Source organism: Alistipes timonensis JC136 (genome assembly GCF_900107675.1).
In the GTDB taxonomy this organism is placed as follows: Bacteria; Bacteroidota; Bacteroidia; order Bacteroidales; family Rikenellaceae; genus Alistipes; species Alistipes timonensis.
Genome location: NZ_FNRI01000005.1, coordinates 102890 through 120739, shown reverse-complemented (window position 1 = coordinate 120739; position 17850 = coordinate 102890). Strand labels below are relative to the sequence as shown.

General features: G+C 59.7%; 12 protein-coding genes. 7 read left to right on the top strand and 5 right to left on the bottom strand.

Annotated features, from left to right (window positions below):
* Positions 1–2: 2 nt before the first annotated feature.
* A complete protein-coding gene (locus BLU78_RS08105; RefSeq protein ID WP_010260337.1) occupies positions 3–2018 on the bottom strand; it encodes a hypothetical protein in 2016 nt (671 codons plus the stop codon).
* A gap of 284 nt (positions 2019–2302) precedes the next feature.
* Here BLU78_RS08105 and BLU78_RS08100 point away from each other — a divergent pair, with 284 nt between their 5' ends.
* A complete protein-coding gene (locus tag BLU78_RS08100; RefSeq protein ID WP_010260334.1) occupies positions 2303–6280 on the top strand; it encodes a hybrid sensor histidine kinase/response regulator transcription factor in 3978 nt (1325 codons plus the stop codon).
* A 27-nt stretch (positions 6281–6307) separates the two neighbouring features.
* Here BLU78_RS08100 and BLU78_RS08095 read toward each other — a convergent pair whose 3' ends face one another.
* The 4 genes from BLU78_RS08095 to ligA all read right to left on the bottom strand — a co-directional run bounded on the left by BLU78_RS08095 (position 6308) and on the right by ligA (position 11275).
* The gene (locus BLU78_RS08095) at positions 6308–7528 is read right to left on the bottom strand and encodes a clostripain-related cysteine peptidase (RefSeq protein ID WP_026020628.1); all 1221 of its coding nucleotides are present in this window, start codon (positions 7526–7528) and stop codon (positions 6308–6310) included.
* A complete protein-coding gene (locus BLU78_RS08090; RefSeq protein ID WP_010260329.1) occupies positions 7525–8262 on the bottom strand; it encodes a DUF4919 domain-containing protein in 738 nt (245 codons plus the stop codon). The genes BLU78_RS08095 and BLU78_RS08090 overlap by 4 nt, the downstream gene beginning before the upstream one ends.
* A 28-nt stretch (positions 8263–8290) precedes the next feature.
* On the bottom strand, positions 8291–9181 hold the full coding sequence (gene dapA / locus BLU78_RS08085) for a 4-hydroxy-tetrahydrodipicolinate synthase (protein ID WP_026020627.1): 891 nt from the start codon (positions 9179–9181) through the stop codon (positions 8291–8293).
* 69 nt (positions 9182–9250) lie between these two features.
* Positions 9251–11275, bottom strand: coding sequence for an NAD-dependent DNA ligase LigA (gene ligA, locus BLU78_RS08080; RefSeq protein WP_010260324.1), 2025 nt, complete (start codon positions 11273–11275; stop codon positions 9251–9253).
* A gap of 171 nt (positions 11276–11446) precedes the next feature.
* Between ligA and BLU78_RS08075 the strand changes: the two genes are divergently transcribed.
* The 6 genes from BLU78_RS08075 to BLU78_RS08050 all read left to right on the top strand — a co-directional run bounded on the left by BLU78_RS08075 (position 11447) and on the right by BLU78_RS08050 (position 17841).
* Positions 11447–11767 (top strand): hypothetical protein, encoded by a 321-nt coding sequence (locus BLU78_RS08075; RefSeq protein ID WP_020693241.1) that lies wholly within the window; start codon positions 11447–11449, stop codon positions 11765–11767.
* A gap of 8 nt (positions 11768–11775) precedes the next feature.
* Positions 11776–12384, top strand: a complete 609-nt coding sequence (locus BLU78_RS08070) for a leucine-rich repeat domain-containing protein (RefSeq protein ID WP_010260318.1) — start codon at positions 11776–11778, stop codon at positions 12382–12384.
* A gap of 396 nt (positions 12385–12780) precedes the next feature.
* On the top strand, positions 12781–14046 hold the full coding sequence (locus BLU78_RS08065; RefSeq protein WP_010260317.1) for an adenylosuccinate synthase: 1266 nt from the start codon (positions 12781–12783) through the stop codon (positions 14044–14046).
* 157 nt (positions 14047–14203) lie between these two features.
* Entirely contained in the window at positions 14204–15085 is an 882-nt protein-coding gene (locus BLU78_RS08060; RefSeq protein ID WP_176791129.1) for an electron transfer flavoprotein subunit beta/FixA family protein, read from the top strand.
* 12 nt (positions 15086–15097) lie between these two features.
* Positions 15098–16117: an electron transfer flavoprotein subunit alpha/FixB family protein gene (locus BLU78_RS08055; protein ID WP_010260313.1), complete on the top strand. Its 1020-nt coding sequence runs from the start codon at positions 15098–15100 to the stop codon at positions 16115–16117.
* The gene (locus BLU78_RS08050) at positions 16117–17841 is read left to right on the top strand and encodes an acyl-CoA dehydrogenase family protein (RefSeq protein WP_010260308.1); all 1725 of its coding nucleotides are present in this window, start codon (positions 16117–16119) and stop codon (positions 17839–17841) included. Before BLU78_RS08055 ends, BLU78_RS08050 begins: the two co-directional genes overlap by 1 nt.
* Positions 17842–17850 lie beyond the last annotated feature (9 nt).

Below are 17850 nucleotides of genomic sequence, written 5' to 3'. Positions count from 1 at the left end.
GTTTATCGGTTGGCGAAATAGTTCGAGACGCGGTCGGGGCTGAGCATCTGCCAGAGCGACGCCACGGTCCAGCCCGGCGCGAAGATGTCGTTGTAGAAGCCTTTGCCGTTCTTGCCGTAATCCCAGGCGGTGTGCTGTACGACCTCGGGGTAGTAGCCCGTGCGGGCGATCCCGAACATCGATCCTTCGACGGGCATCAGTTGGAGCATCGAGCTTCGGATTACGGCACTCATGCGCTCGAAGCGGGGTTCGTGGCACGCTTCGGCCAGAAAGTCGAGCACCGTGGCGAATTCGAAGATGAAGACGTCGACGTGGTTGTTCTCCACCGACACGTTGCCCCAGCCGCGGGAGTGGAAGCCCACGTCGCCGAGCATCTGCCCCTGGGCGAAAGGCACGTCCCAGAGGTAGTACCACGAAAGGGCGAAATAGGCCGCCTCACGGCACAGATCGACGTAGCGCTGCCGTTCGGCGCCCTCGGAGATGAACGTCAGGTAGTACATCGCCGTTGCGGCATAGAGCGAAGCCTCTTTGTCCTCGCAGTTGGCGTCGAGCGTCGACGAGAAGTAGTCGGCTTTGGAAATGAGATTCTTTTCGAGATAGTCGGCCGTGCGTTCGGCGCTCCGGCGGTAAGCCTCGTCCTTGAAATAGGCATAGGCCATCGTCAGGGGCAGCGTGGCCGATGGCGTGCTGCCGCCCGAGGCGTCCACGACGGTCAGGTTGTCGCGGAATTTGCGGGGGAAACTGCCGTCGGGATTCTGAAGCGTGCGGAATTTCTCCAGCAGGGTCCGGATACGAGCCTCCCACCGGGGATGGCTGCGGCCGTGTTGTTTCTCATAGTCGAGGTAGTTCAGCAGGGCGTAGAGGCCCTCCGACTGACGGCGGATACTGTAAACGTCGGTCTCGCGTTCCCGCTTGAAATCGACCACCTCGCGGATCAGGCCGCCCGGTGTGAATCCGTATTGCAGGTAGCTGTCGAAGATCGACCGGGCCTCTGCTGCGAGCTGTTCGCGGCCGTTCGCTTCGGCGTATTCCAGCGCGTTGAAGGCGTTGAGCAGCACGCGGCCCACGAATCCCACCTCGGCGAGGTCCGTGCTTTCGCAGTCGGCCGTGCGGAGTTCCACGCCGGAGGTGAATTTCAGCGGATAGTCCCCGACATAGCTCTGGGAGAAATATTCGGCCAGGATGGCCTTGGCTTCGGCAGGGGTATGGCGCGGTTCGAGAGGCTGCGGATCGAGCGTGTCGAAGGAGTCGTTCCACACCCCGGCCACGAACGACGAGTAGGAAGGGCTGACGCCCTTGCGGATCGTCCATGTCAGACGGCGCGTCTCGCCCTTCTCCAGTTTTTCGAATGCCCGGACGGCCGGGGCGAGGGTCAGTTTGCGGATATAGGATTTCGGGGCTTCGCAGTAGGGGAACCCGAAGACCAGCGCCGCGTGCGCGTCCGCATTGCGGAATCCCGTGAAGCCCAGCGATGTTTTGCCCGAGAGGATCACTTCGCCGTAATTGTGACAGGCGAGCGCCTCGCAGTCGGGCGTGTCGGTGCGGAGCACCGTGTAATAGGTTCCTGATTTTTCGTCGTAGATACCCGTGAGGGGCGTGCTCAGACGGTCTTCGCGCACCTGCCAACTGTCGCTGGTGTGGAATGAGGGAGCCGATTGGGGCGACCGCAGGTTTTTGTGATACCAGAACCCGGGCATATAGAAGAGACAGTTCTCGTGGACGAGGCCCGTGCTGAACGACTGCTCTACATTATAATATAGGAGATCGTCCGCCGTCAGCGTGAGAACGATCCTGATTTCGCTGTCTGTTTCGGTTTTTTGCCGTCGGATGGTCAGCGGCAGCTGTCGGTCAGCCTCTAAAATTCCCCCCCCCTCCTTGGCGGTTTCGCGCAGGTTATAGGTCACGGCGCTGTTACCCGGGGTTTTCAGTGTGATTCGCTGCGACAGGCGGCCCTCCATGGCAGAGGTTTCACCGGCTATCACGCAGCATGCGAACAGGATGGGAATGCACTTTTTCATCGGTTACTTTCGGTCCGGCAGCCGTTCGGGGCGTGCCGTTTTAAGTTGGGTGTTTTACTTAGAACAAAGGTATGAAAGGGAAAACCGGTGCAAGAAAATATAGTCGCTATTAACACAAGAATTATCTCAATTTTGTATCGCCGCCGGGATAAACGGATTGTTTTTGATTTGTAATGTGTTGTTTGTGAATTGATTGCGTTGACTGCCTCTTTTGTCTCAGTGTCTACGGGATATTTTTTTGTGATTTTAATTACTTATATTTGTTCTGCTAACCAAAACTTCGTATGGGAAAATTCTACTCGCTTGTCTTTGTGCTTTGCTGCGGCGTTTTTCTGGGCCGTGCGCAGTCGATCCATTTCGACCGGCTGGACATCAACGACGGATTGTCACAAAATACGGTTACCTCGATCATTCAGGATGACAAGGGCTTCATGTGGTTCGGCACGAAGGACGGCCTATGCCGCTATGACGGGAAATCGTTCAAGACTTTCATGCACGATCCCCGTCTCACGACCGGACTGGGGAACAGCCTGATCAAATGTCTCGTCCAGGACCACGACCACCGGATTTGGGTCGGCACCGACTCGGGGCTTTATATCTATGACCCCGAGACGGAGAATTTTTCCGGTGTGCCGCTCTACGCTGCCGACGGGAAGCCGATTACCAAGCCCATTTCGATCCTCGACTGCGACCGGGAAGGCCGTGTCTGGATCGTCGTGGAGAACAGCGACGTTTTCTGCTACGACCCGCAGACCCGCGGGGTCGAGTGCCGTTACAAGCCGCGGAAGCCGCTGCGCAGCCTCGCCTCCGATAAGAACGGTGTCATCTGGTTCGCCGGCTATGGCGGCGGGCTTTACTGTACCGAAGACCTGTTCCAAAACGTGAAGCCGTTCCTCGATGCCGACGGGCAGGAGATTTATCCCAAGGACATCATCTCCTTCATCTGCCTGAGCGACTACAACGAGATGTACCTCGGGCTGGAGGAACACGGCGTGGCGAAGGTGGACCTCGTTGCCGGGACGGTCACCCGGCTCCGGCTGTCGGACAATCCCGATGCACCGCTGTTCGTGCGGCACATCCTGCCGTATTCGCCCGACGAATTGTGGATCGGCACCGAATCGGGCATCGTCGTCTACAACATTCGCACCCGGCGTTACCAGCATTTGAAAAGTTCTCCTTACGACCCTTATTCGCTCTCGGACAACGCCGTTTACTCGCTCTGCAAGGATCGCGAGGGCGGGTTGTGGATCGGCTCGTTCTTCGGAGGCATCAATTACCTGCCCCAGCGGAATTCCGATTTCGAAAAATATTACCACACCGACGATCCGCACAGCCTCCGGGGCCGCCGCGTGCGGGAAATCTGTCCGGGCAGTGACGGGCGGCTCTGGATAGGCACGGAGGATGCCGGACTCTATACGTTCGATCCCGCAAACGGCTCGTTCCGCTTTTTCTCCCCGAGCCGGGAGTTCACCAACGTCCACGGACTGCTGATGGACGGGGACGACCTCTGGGTGAGCACCTTTGCGAAAGGTATCTGGGTGATCGACACCCGGACGGGCCGTATCCGCAAATACGACAACGACAACAAGCCGGGGCGGCTGTTCAGCAACTATGTTTTCGCGCTCTACAAGACCAACGGCGGGCGTATCTACGTGGGAACCATGCACGGCCTTCAGTATTACAACCGCGAGACGGACCGATTCCTGCACGTTCCGGAGATCAACGGCGGCAAGATGGTCCACGATATCCGGGAGGATTCGGACGGGAATCTGTGGGTGGGCACCTCCTCCAACGGCGTTTACCGCTACGATGCGCGCAATGATGCCTGGACGCAGTTCTTGCACGACGGCGACGATCCGAATTCGCTTCCCTACGACAACGTTACGAGCGTTTTCGAAGACAGCAACCGCCGGATATGGCTCACCACCGAAGGTTCGGGCTTCTGCCGTTTCGACCCGGCCGGAAATAAATTCGTCCGTTACAGCACCTTCAACGGAATGCCCAGTGACGTTGTTTTCCAGATCATCGAGGACGACCAGGGTTTCTTCTGGATCACGACCGACCGGGGGTTGGCGCTGTTCGATCCCCGGGCGGGCAGTGTCCGGCAGGTCTACACCGTGACCGACCGCTTGTTGAGCAACCAGTTCAACTATAAGTCAGGGTATAAATCCCCGGACGGAACCATCTATTTCGGTTGTATCGAGGGATTGATCTCCTTCAACCCCGAGACGCTCCTCGGGCGTAAGACCGATTACGTGCCGCCTATCTACATCACCGATTTTTCGCTGTTGGACGAGAAGGTCCTGGTCGGAGGCCGGAACTCCCCGCTGCGCAGGAGCATCATCTGCTCGGATTCGATCCGCCTGAAGCACAACCAGAACTCCCTGACGCTGCAAATCGCTGCCCTGAGCTACCGTGAGCCGCAGACCAACCGCCTGCTCTATAAACTCGAAGGCTTCGACGACAAGTGGCGGCAATATACGCCCGGGAGCGCCACGATCACCTATTCGAAAATCCCTTACGGCAAATACAACTTCCGGGTACGCCTCCCGGCCGGTTCGGGCAATGCCGGCGCGGAGCCTGAGAAACGGCTTTTCATCGAGGTTTCGCCGCCGTTCTACCTCTCCGTGACGGCCTATGTCGTCTACGGACTGCTTGCGCTGGGTGCGCTCGTGCTGATCCGGATTTACCATACGCGCCGCAACGTTCGCCGCCAGCAGCAGCACATCCAGGCTTTCGAGCGCGAGAAGGAACGGGAGCTGTATAATGCCAAGATCAGCTTCTTCACCAACATTGCGCACGAGATCCGTACGCCGCTGACACTGATCAAGGGCCCGTTGGAGAACATCCTCGGCAAACAGACGATGGACCGGAGCATCGCCGAGGACCTGATCGTCATGGACCGCAACACCAATCGGCTGCTGGACCTCACGAACCAGTTGTTGGATTTCCAGAAGATCGAGAAGGAGCGCTTGTCGCTCAATCTGGCACGGCAGAACGTGACGGATATCGTCGAAGAGACGTTCTATCGTTTCAGCTCCTCGGCCAAGCAGCAGCATAAGACCTTCGAACTGGAGCCGGGCGAGGGGGAGATTTATGCGCAGGTAGACCGGGAGGCTTTCATCAAGATTCTGAGCAACCTGATGAACAATGCCCTGAAATATTCGGAAACGATGATCCGCGTCGGGTTGTCGGTGGTTGACGATGCGTTCCGGGTCACGGTCACCAACGACGGCGAGGTCGTGCCTCCGGAGATGCGTGAGCCTATCTTCGCCCCGTTCTTCCGCCATGCCCGCAAGGACGAATCGACCGGAACGGGAATCGGACTGGCGCTGTCGCGTTCCCTGGCCGAACTGCACGGCGGGACGCTGGCGATGGACGCAGACACGGAGCTGAACGTGTTCGTCCTGACCATTCCGCTCTGCCGGCAGGCGGCGGAGGATTCCGTGGAGACCGCCTCGGCGGAGGATTCCGAGAGCATTCCCGACGAGCGCGGCGACCTCGGCTGGGAGGCTTACAGCGTCCTGATCGTCGAGGACAACCCCGAGATGTGCGCCTTCATCCGGCGGCAGGTGTCGGAAAGCTATTCGGTGCTGACGGCCGGGAACGGCGTCGAAGCGCTGGAGTTGCTGGAGAAAAATTATGTCAATGTGATTATCAGCGATATCATGATGCCCAAGATGGACGGCATCGAGTTTTGCCGGCAGGTGAAGACCGACCTGCGTTACAGCCATATCCCGCTGATCCTGCTGTCGGCGAAGACGAACCTTCATTCGAAGATTTCGGGCATGGACGCCGGGGCCGACGCCTATGTCGAGAAACCTTTTTCGTCGGATTACCTGCTGTCGGTGATTGCCAACCTGATCAAGAGCCGGCAGACGTTGAGCGAGGCTTTTTCGAAAAATCCGCTGGTGCTGGCCAATACCATGGCTACCTCTTCGGTGGATACCGATTTCATCGTCCGGCTGCAGGAGATCATCCAGGCCAACCTCAGCGATCCCGAGTTCAAGATCAACGACATCGCCGAGATGGTGCACATGAGCCGTGCGAGCTTCTACCGCAAGATCAAGGGCGTGTTGGACATGACCCCGAACGATTACCTGCGGCTCGAACGGCTGAAAACCGCGGCCCGGCTGCTCCGGGACAAGCGTTACCACATCAATGAGGTCTGCTACATGGTCGGGTTCAGCTCCACGTCCTATTTTGCGAAATGCTTCCAGAAGCAGTTCGGCGTGCTCCCGAAGAAATATGCGTCCGAGTGACGGGATGCACCGGGAAGCCCGAGGGGGCTAATGCGTGTCCCGATACCAGTTCGTCTGCCGGTTTTCGGCGGCGTATCTGGCCGACGGTTCGGGCTCGCTGACCGAGACGCCCGAATAGTAGTTTACTGAGTGATTTCTACGGTCGTAAGCCGAATAGAAAGAGGCCGTATGGTGCCGGCTGGAGACCGGGAATGCCAGTTCCATCCGGGCTTTGAAGTCATCTACTACACCCTGATCGTTGCAGCACAGCGTTACGTAGTGTTCCAGGTCGTAGAATAATTTCGTGACGTTTCCCTTGTAATATTGGAGCGCGTCGATGTCGAACGCCTGCTTCTTATCTTTGATACGGCGCATCTCCTTCGCCAGCGCATCCAGCTGCGCCGTGACGGCCAGCGAAATGCATCCGGACTGCTCGTATGCAATGGTACTCCGCCAATCGTTTTCGTAGAGGTTCCAGAATTCCCAGCAGGCTTTTTCGAGGCTGCTGAGCACTCCGTTTCCTTCGAACAGGTGGGGGACGATCCGGTCATAGGGGAATCCGTCGCCCATGACCTCGCAGGGCGACGCCACGATATAATCCACCGCACGGCGCAGGTCGTACAACGTCTCGATATTGGCCATGAAACAGTCGTCGAAGATCAGGTAGTCGAAGCGGAACGATTGCGTTTCGATCGCTGAGGCCAGCTCCGTGATGTCCAGCTCGTAACCCGTGTCGCCGAACGAACGGGTCGTTTTGGCGCCGGGCGCCGTTGTCCACACGCTGTCGTCCGGTTCCGCTGAACGCAGCGAATAGGGCAGTACGCCGCCGCTTGCGGGAATCCACGCCTTGCCGTGACAGCCGATAATCAATCCGTAGTTTTGGGCCGGAGCCAGCTCTGCGGCATCGGCGAAGATCCGTTGCACGTCAGCTGCGGACCCCGCGTTGAAATCGTCGTAGGTTTTGAGTGTTTTCGTCTCGCTGCGCCGCTTGTTCCGGTCGTAATAGATTTCCAGCATCACGGCCGATGTCTGCTTTTCGGGCTGCCAGCATACCAGCATGCGCCCGTTGCCCAACGCCCGGTCGGTCACGGCCGTGTGGATACCTTGGATGTTGTTTTTGTAATAAGCGGACAAACTCTGGCCCGGCATATAGAGCAGGACGGTGCGGTCGGCCAGGGCGGGCGGGTTGTAACCCGGCTCCTCCTTGGAACAGGCCGCGAGCGTCGCCAGCGTGAGCAGGCAGAGCGTATGCCGGAGCAGGCGCATCATTTGTAGGTGCGGGGTTTGAGGTTGTTGAACTGCCACGTGCGGTCGCGTTTGTAGGTGTAGCCCTCGGGCTTGTTCCAGTAGACGCGGCCGAAGTCGAAATAGAATCCCTTGCGTTTTTTCCCTTCGACGACGTAAGGGACCGTCAAAGGCACGAACTCCACCGTGCGGCTGATGATGCGCGCCTTGCCGTAGGAGAGTCCTTCGGCGGCCAGCACGTCGAGCGCATGTTCGAACATCAGCACATGGCGCGGGGTTTTCTGCGTGAAGCCGTCGCCCGAGGCGAGGATCGCACGGATCACGCCGTTCATGCGGTCCGAGTAGGCTTTCTCGCGCGCCTTGTCACCCAGCCCTCCGTAAGCGAACGACATCAGGTTGAGGATTTTGGGACTGAAAGGATCGCGCTTCAGGGCGTCGGTGCCTGTCGAGATCATCGACTCGAGCGTCGCCACGTCGGGTTTCTCGGGGTCGAGGACCGAGACCAGCATCAGCATCTTGTCGAGATCGGGATTCGCGGCCAGCGGCTTGTAGTCGTCCTGATAGGCGTACCCGTAGTAGAGGTAGTGGTAATCCTCGTCGGTCAGCGTCGCGTCGCCCGCATTGTAACGCAGCATCAGCGCCGGGTAGTAAAAGGGCGACTCCGAGTCCATCGTCCGGTCGACGATGTTGTCTTCGTCGGGGACTTTGGCGGCGGCCAGCGCCGGGATCAGGAGCAGCAGAAGCAGCAGTCGTTTCATATCGGTCGTTTCTGGTACGAACGCGGATTTAGCGCAAATCGTATTCGTCGATCAATTTTCGGAATTTTTCGCGGAGCGCCGCCGAGCCGGCTACCAGGGGCAGACGCATCGTGTCGCCGATGCGTCCCATCACCGAAAGGGCGCATTTCACGCCTACGGGGTTGCCCTCTTCGAAGAGAGCCCGGACCACTTCGTCCAACCGGGCGTATTCGCGTTCGGCGGTGTCGAAATCGCCCGCCTTGGCGTGGTTCACGCAGCCCATAAAGCACTTGGGAAAGGCGTTGGCCACCACCGAGATCACTCCGTCGCCGCCGCGCCGCATCAGGGGAATGGTGATGCCGTCGTCGCCCGACAGCACGAGAAAACCCTCGGGACGGTTGTCGAGGATGCGCTGCATCTGCTCGATGTCGCCCGAAGCCTCTTTGACGCCGATGACGTTTTTAAAATCGCGGGCGATGCGCAGCGTGGTTTCGGCGGTCATGTTGACGCCCGTGCGGCCGGGGATGTTATAGAGGATCACCGGCAGGGGCGAATGCTCCGACACGGTGCGGAAATGCTGGTACAGACCCTCCTGCGACGGTTTGTTGTAATAGGGCGTCACGCTGAGGATGGCGTCGGCGCCGCGCAGGTCGAATTCGCGCAGCTGGTCCAGCACCTCCGACGTGGAGTTGCCGCCGCAGCCCATCACCAGCGGCACGCGGCCGGCGATGTGGTTGGTGATGAACATGGCGATCACGGCGCGCTCGGGCATGTAGAGGGTCGGGGTTTCGGCCGTGGTGCCCAGGGCGACGATGTAGTCCACGCCGCCTTCGATCACGTAGTCGATCATGCGGGCCAGCGCCTTGTAGTCGACACGGCCGTCGGCCGTGAAGGGGGTTATCATCGCGGCGCCCACGCCGGAAAGTTTGTGTCGTAGCATAATGTCTCTGATTGTCGTTTTATCTGTTGTCGTTTTGCGTCAGTCCTCAAAGCAGGCGTCTTGCGCCTGTCAGAACAATTCCTGTTGTGCGGCCTTTTCCACCGGGCCTCCGCCTTCGATCATGGCGAAGAACTCCTCCTCGGAGATGATCTTCACGCCCAGTTTCTCGGCCTTCTTCAGCTTCGCCGGACCCATGTTCTCACCCGCGACGATGTAGTCGACGTTGCCCGACACCGCCGCGAGGTTCTTGCCTCCGTGCAGTTCGATCAGCTCCTTCATCTCGTCGCGGCTGCGCGAGAATTTTCCGGATACCACGAACGTCCTGCCCGCGAGGTTCTCCGAGGCCAGTTCGCGCGCCTCGGCTTCGAACTGCACTCCCGCGTCGCGCAGGCGGCGGATGATTTGCAGGTTCTCGTCCTCGGCGAAGTACTCGATGATGGCGTCGGCGATGCGTCCGCCCACCTCGTCGGCTTCCACCAGCTCCTCGCGCGTGGCCTTCATCACGGCGTCCAGCGACCGGAAGTGCTCGGCGAGGTACTTGGCCGTCGTCTCGCCCACGAAGCGGATGCCCAGTCCGAACAGCACACGCTGGAACGGCACCTGCTTCGACCGTTCGATCGAACGGATGATGTTGTCGGCCGACTTTTCGCCCAGCCGGGGCAGGGGAGCCAGCTGTTCGGCGCGCAGGTCGTAGAGGTCCGCCACGTTGCGCACCAGTCCGTTCTCATAGAGCAGTTCCACGGTCTCCTCGCCCAGTCCCTCGATGTCGAGGGCTTTGCGGCGGATGAAGTGGATGATGCGGCCGATGATCTGGGGCCGGCATCCGCCCTGGTTGGGACAGTAGTGTTTCGCTTCGCCCTCGTAGCGCACCAGCGGCGTGCCGCATTCGGGGCAGACGGTGATGTACTCGAACGGCCGGCTGTCGGCGGGACGCTGCGAGAGGTCCACGCCGATGATCTTCGGGATGATCTCGCCGCCCTTTTCGACGTAGACCATATCGCCCGGGCGGATGTCCAGCAGGGCCATCTGCTCGGCGTTGTGCAGCGTGGCGCGCCGCACGGTGGTTCCGGCGAGCAGCACCGGTTCGAGGTTGGCCACGGGCGTCACGGCCCCCGTGCGTCCCACCTGGAACGACACGCTGTCGAGGCGCGTCATGGCCTGCTCGGCTTTGAACTTATAAGCCACGGCCCATTTCGGGGCCTTGGCCGTGAATCCCAGCTGACGCCGCACGGCGAAGTCGTCGACCTTTATCACCACGCCGTCCGTCGGGAAGGGCAGTTCGCGCCGCGCCGTGTCCCAATGTTCGATGAAGGCGTCGATCTCCGCGGCGCTGCGGCAGATGCGCGCCGCATCCGAGACTTTGAAGCCCCATTCGCGGGCCTTTTCGAGACTCTCCCAGTGGGTCGTGAAAGGCAGGTCGTCGCCCGCCAGCTGGTAGAGCGTGCAGTCCAGTCCGCGTTTGGCCACTACGGCCGACGACTGCTGTTTGAGCGTCCCGGCGGCGGCGTTGCGGGGGTTGGCGAAGAGCTGCTCGCCGTTGGCCTCGCGCTCGGCGTTGAGGCGGTCGAACGAGGCGTAGGGCATCAGTATCTCGCCCCGGATCTCGAAATAGTCGGGCCATCCCGTGCCCCGCAGGCGCAGGGGAACCGTGCGCACCGTGCGCACGTTGGCCGTCACGTCGTCGCCCTGCACACCGTCGCCGCGCGTCACGGCGCGCAGGAGGCGTCCGTGCTCGTAGGTGAGCGAGATGGCCGTGCCGTCGAATTTCAGTTCGCAGACGTAGTCCGTGGGTCCGGTTTCGCGCTCGATGCGGGCGATGAATTCGTGCAGCTCGTCCAGCGAGTAGGTGTTACCCAGCGAAAGCATCGCATAACGGTGCTTCACGGTCTGGAACTCCGCCGTGAGGTCGCTTCCGACCCGCACCGACGGGGAATTGGGATCGGCGAATTCGGGATGCGCGCGTTCCAACTCCTGAAGCTCGCGCATCATCGCGTCGAACTCGAAATCCGAAATTTCGGGGGCGTTCTCGACGTAATATTTGAAGTTATGCAGTTCGAGCTGACGGCGCAGCTCCTCAATTCGTTCGCGTACCATAATATAAGAATGACGTGTGTAAAGTTACATATTTTGTCTTTAACAACCGGTAAAAACTGCGTGAAATCAAAAAAAATGCAAAAAAAAATTGCAGATGTGGTGCAATATTCAAATTTTGCTTATAATTGCAGAAAATTTCCAAGCACTCCGTTTATGGCAAACCAGACTATTGTGAAAAAACATATCGTAACAAGCTTCCATAATCTGACTCCCGAACTTCAGGAAGCCGTCAAAGCGAAGTACCCCCTGGGCTTCACCGACGCCATGATTCGCGTCGACAAACCCAACGGCGACTTTTTCTATGCCGTGCCTTACGACACGGACGAGATCGCCTATATGGTGAAAGTCGACGTGAAGGTCGACGACAATTCGCACGATGACGACGACAAGGACTATTACGATGACGATATCAAAGGAGCCGACGATATCCAGGGCGGCGACGACGACGCATCGGATACGGACCGTTCCGATGACGACGACGTCAGTATTTGACGCTGCCTATGGTGCGCGCCCTTCCTGCTCTGCTGCTTCTGTTCTGCACGGCCTGTGGCCTTGCCGAAGACGGGCGCGACGAGGATAACAAATACATCTACATCAAATTCTACGACAAGGCGTTCGAGGCTTACTGCCTCGAAAAGTTCGACACGAGCGGCGACGGGCGTATTTCGCGCTACGAGGCGCAGCGTGTCCGGCGCATGTCGTGCCCCGGGCTGGGCATCGGGTCGCTGACCGACATCCGGGAGTTCTTCAACCTGCGGGAGCTCGACTGCTCGGGCAACGAGCTCACGCAGTTGGACCTCACGGCCTGCACCTACCTCGAACGGCTCGACTGCTCGGACAACGATCTCGCATCGCTCGATCTCGACGGCGTGCGGGGATTGGTGTGGATGGATTGCAGCGGCAACGGCCTGCCGCGCCTCGATCTGCATTCGGCCGCTTCGCTGCTGACGCTCGACTGCCGGAGGAATGCCCTCACGACGCTCGACGTGGCTTCGTGCGACGCCAATCTGCAGGCCGACGTGCGCAGCAATCCCGACCTGACGACGGTCTACTGCCGCGCGTCGCAGAGCATCTCCTTCGACGGACAGACCGTTATCCAACCTGAGTAAGAAGCGGGATTCAGGCGCGGCAGTAACTTCGGGACGTTTGTCGTCCGGTTCTGCGCTTTGCCGTCATTGCGAGGCATTGCAGATGCCGTGGCAATCCGATGTAAACGTTGCAAGGTTACGATTTCTGGTCAGATTGCCGCGCCGCATGCGGCTCCTCGCAATGACGCCCGCCTAAGAGGTGGGTTTTAGGGGCGTAAGTGCTGTCTCGCCGCTCTCTGACCGGCCGCCTGCCCGCTTAATGGGCGGGGCGGCGCCTTGCTTTCTTTCCTCCGCTCCTCCTGATTTCTTTATAATTTGTTGAAAAGTCCGCCGCTCAGCTTGGGCTATTCGGATAATAATTTGTACCTTTGGATGCAAAAAATGTCTTTTGCAAGTATAAATTAGATACCGGATACAATGAAAAAAGTTGACGTGATCCTCGGCCTGCAGTGGGGTGACGAGGGCAAAGGGAAGGTTGTGGACGTGCTGACGCCCCGCTATGAGGTGGTAGCCCGTTTCCAGGGCGGTCCCAATGCCGGTCATACGCTGGAATTCAACGGCGAGAAATACGTGCTCCGCTCGATACCTTCGGGCATTTTCCAGGGTGGCAAGACCAATATCATCGGCAACGGGGTGGTGATCGACGCCATCCTTTTCCGTGATGAGGCCGAAGCGCTGGCCGCCAGCGGCCACGACCTGACCCGCCAGCTCTGCATTTCGAAGAAAGCCCACCTGATCCTGCCCACGCACCGCATCCTCGATGCGGCCTACGAGGCGGCCAAGGGCAGCGCCAAGATCGGCACCACGGGCAAGGGCATCGGCCCGACCTATACGGACAAGGTGAGCCGCAACGGCATGCGTGTCGGCGATTTGCTGAGCCCCGATTTCGAAAGTATCTACGCTGCCGCCAAGGCGCGTCACGAGAAAATCCTGAAAAGCCTCGATTACCAATACGACATCACCGAACTGGAGAAGCAGTGGTTCGAGGCGGTGAAATACCTCCGCCGTTTCCACATCATCGACAGCGAATATTTCGTCAACGACTGCCTCGCGCAGGACAAGTCGATCTTGGCCGAAGGTGCACAGGGAACGCTGCTCGACGTGGATTTCGGCTCCTATCCGTTCGTGACCTCCTCGAATACGGTCTGTGCGGGCGTCTGCACCGGGCTGGGCATCGCCCCGAACCGTATCGGTGAGGTGTACGGCATCTTCAAAGCTTATTGCACGCGCGTTGGCAGCGGTCCGTTCCCCACGGAACTGTTCGACGAGACGGGCGAACGGCTGTGCGATATCGGCCACGAGTTCGGCGCCGTCACGGGCCGCCGCCGCCGCTGCGGATGGCTGGACATGGTAGCCCTGAAATACTCGATCATGATCAACGGCGTGACGCAGCTTATCATGATGAAATCCGACGTGATGAACGATTTCGAGACGATCAAAGTGGCCACGGCCTACGAGATCGGCGGCCGGACCACTTCGGAGTTCCCCTACGAGATCGACGGAGAACTCAAACCGGTCTACACCGAGTTCGAGGGCTGGAAATGCGACCTGCGCAAGTACGGCAGTTACGAGGAGTTCCCCGAGGCGTTCAAGCGCTACGTGGAGTTCATCGAGCGTCAGACGGGCGTTCCCGTGAAGATCATCTCGGTAGGTCCCGACCGCGGCGAAACCATCACCCGTTAAGAACGGGTTTTTAGGGGCGGCGCTTGGATGGTGACGTATCCGAAGTTGGTTTTGCGCTGCCGTCCGTCCGCATTCCGGTCGAAATCCGGGTTGACAGCCCGTTTGCGATAACAGCGGTAACAGGAAAAGGATATCAATATATAACCACTTAACTTATATGCAACAACAAAACCTCAAAATTCTTGTTTTGGCCAAGCAGGTGCCCGACACCCGCAACGTGGGCAAGGACGCGATGACTCCCGAAGGGACGGTCAACCGCGCGGCGCTCCCGGCCATCTTCAATCCCGAGGACCTCAATGCACTGGAGGCTGCCCTGCGGCTGAAAGACCGCGTCGAGGGCTCCACGGTCCATATCCTTACGATGGGTCCGCAGCGTGCCGCCGACATCATCCGCGACGCGATGTTCCGCGGCGCCGACGGCGGTTACCTGCTTTCGGGCCGCGAGTTCGCCGGCTCGGATACGCTGGCTACCTCCTATGCCCTTTCGTGCGCCCTGAAGAAGATCGCGCCCGACGTGATCTTCGCAGGCCGTCAGGCCATCGACGGCGACACCGCGCAGGTGGGTCCGCAGGTTGCCGAGAAACTCGGCCTTCCGCAGGTGACCTATGCCGAGGAGATCGTCGAGGTCAAGGCGGGGGCGCTGGTCGTGAAACGCCGTCTGGAACATGGCACCGAGGTTGTCGAGTGTCCGATCCCCGCCGTGGTGACGGTCAACGCTTCGGCCGCCGAGTGCCGTCCGCGCAACGCCAAGCGGGTGATGAAGTACAAGGGCGCCCTGGCCGGTTCCGAGATCGCCGCGGCTCCCGAATCGCCCGCCGCACAGCGCGCCGCTGCGAAGGAGTATCTGCAGATCGTGGAGTGGGCCGCTGCCGATGTCAATCCCGATCCCGAACAGCTCGGCCTTACGGGTTCGCCCACGAAGGTCAAGAAGATCGAGAACGTGGTTTTCGCCGCCAAGGAGGCCAAGCGGTTAACGGCTGCCGACGAGGATATCAATTCACTGATGGTTGAACTTATTGCGAGCCATACGCTCGGTTAATACGCTTCGGAGATGAACAACATATTCGTATATATCGAGACGGAGGGCGGCAAGGTCGCCGACGTGAGCCTCGAACTGCTGACCAAGGGTCGTGAACTGGCCACCCGTCTCGGGGTGAAACTCGAGGCCGTCGTGCTGGGCCACAAACTTGCGGACATCGCCGCCGAGCTGGCCAAATACGGAACCGATACGGTCTGGGTTGCCGATGACGAACTCTTCGCGCCGTTCCGCACGCTGCCCCACACGGCCGTGCTGTGCGGACTGATCGAGCAGGAGAAACCCCAGATCGCGCTCTTCGGCGCTACGCCCGTGGGCCGCGACTTCGCACCCCGTGTGTCGTCGGCGCTGCACAGCGGCCTGACGGCCGACTGCACGCAGCTGGAGATCGGCGACCACAAGGACCCCAAGACGGGCAAGGAGTATAAGGACCTCCTTTACCAGATCCGTCCCGCTTTCGGCGGTAATATCATCGCTACGATCGTCAACCCCGACCACCGTCCCCAAATGGCGACCGTCCGCGAGGGCGTGATGCGCAAGGAGTACGCCGCCAAACCGGGCGCCGGCGAGGTGAAGCCGATCGACTGGAAGAAATTCGTCAAGGACACGGACCTCGTGGTGAAGATCATCGACCGCCAGATCGAGGAGCGTAAGATCGACATCAAAGGTGCGAGCATCCTCGTTGCCGGCGGTTACGGCATGGGTTCGAAGGAGAACTTCAAGCTGGTGCACGACCTGGCCGACGTACTGGGCGGTGAAGTGGGCGCCAGCCGCGCCGCTGTCGACGCGGGCTTCACGGAGCATGCGCGCCAGGTAGGCCAGACGGGTGTCACGGTGCGTCCGAAACTCTACATCGCCTGCGGCATTTCGGGTCAGATCCAGCACACGGCCGGCATGGACCAGTCGTCGATGGTGATTTCGATCAATAACGATCCCGAGGCTCCGATCAACAAGATCGCCGACTACGCCATCACGGGCGATGTCAACGAAATTATCCCCAAGATGATCAAGTACTACAAACAAAACTCGAAGTAATGGCTAATTTCTTTTCAGATAATAAGGATTTGCAGTTCCACCTCCAGCATCCGCTGATGCGCAAGATCGTGGAGCTGAAGGAGCGCGGTTTCGCGGAGAAAGACCTCTACGACTATGCGCCGCAGGATTTCGAAGACGCGATGGACAACTACCGCCGCGTGCTGGAGATTGCCGGCGAGGTTTGCGGCGATGTAATCGCCCCCAATGCCGAGGGGGTCGACCACGAGGGTCCGCGCGTGGTCAACGACCATGTGGAGTATGCTTCGGGTACGGTCGTCAACATGAAGGCCGTCGTCGATGCGGGCCTGAGCGGCATGACGCTTCCCCGCAAGTACGACGGACTGAACTTCCCGCTGATCTGCTTCGTGATGGCCAACGAGATGGTCGCACGCGCCGACGCCAGTTTCGAGAACATCTGGGGACTGCAGGACTGCGCCGAGACGCTCAATGAGTTCGCTTCGGAGGAGATCAAACAGAAATACCTGCCGTGGGTTTCGGCGGGCGCGACGTGCGCCATGGACCTCACGGAGCCCGATGCCGGTTCGGACCTCGGAGCCGTGATGCTCAAAGCTACGTGGTCGGAGGAGAAGCAGACCTGGCTGCTGAACGGCGTGAAGCGCTTCATCACCAACGGCGACGGCGAGGTTTCGCTCGTGCTGGCGCGTACCGAAGAGGGTACGACCGACGCCCGCGGCTTGTCGATGCTGGTCTATGACAAGCGCGACGGCGGCGTGAAGGTGCGCCGTATCGAGAACAAACTCGGTATCAAGGGTTCGCCGACGTGCGAGCTGGTCTTCACGAACGCCCCGGCACAGTTGGTCGGCGACCGGAAGATGGGTCTTATCAAATATGTGATGTCGCTGATGAACGCCGCCCGTCTGGGTATCGGCGCCCAGTCGGTGGGTACGTGCGAGGCCGCTTACCGCGAGGCCCTGAAATATGCCCACGAGCGCGCCCAGTTCGGCAAGCCGATCATCCAGTTCGCCGCCGTGTCGGAGATGCTTTCGAACATGAAGGCCAAGGTGCAGGGCGTGCGCGCGCTGCTGTACGAAACCGCGCGTTTCGTCGAGGTCTACAAGCAGTACGGCCATATCTCTCACGAGCGTTCGCTCGAAGCCGAGGAGCGTCAGGAGATGAAGTTCTATAACCGCCTTGCGGACGGCTTCACCCCGCTGGTGAAACTCTTCTCGTCGGAGTATGCCAACCAGCTGGCCTATGACGCCGTCCAGATCCACGGCGGTTCGGGCTTCATGAAGGACTATCCCTGCGAGCGGCTCTACCGCGACGCCCGTATCATGAACATCTACGAGGGCACCTCGCAGCTGCAGGTCGTGGCGGCTATCAACGCCGTGACGAAAGGTACGTTCATGGAGCAGATCGAGCGCTATGCCGCCGAGAGCTATTCGGAGGCGATGTGCCCCGTGGTCACGAAACTCAAGGAGCTGACCGTGAAGTTCACGGAGATGCAGGCTCGTGTCGAGGCCGGGGACAAGGAGGTCTGCGGGTTCAAGGATTTCCATGCCCGCCGCCTGGTGGAGACCGCCGGATACATCATCATCACCTACCTGTTGGCCCGTCAGGCCGGCCAGGCGGAGGAGTACGTTGCTTCGGCGCGCGTCTTCTGCAAGCTCGCCGAGTCGAAGATCGCGGAGGCCTATACCTACGTGATGAACTCCACGACGGAGGATGTCGCGCTGTTCAAGGCCGTCGAGCAGGAGAATTAGAAACCACGG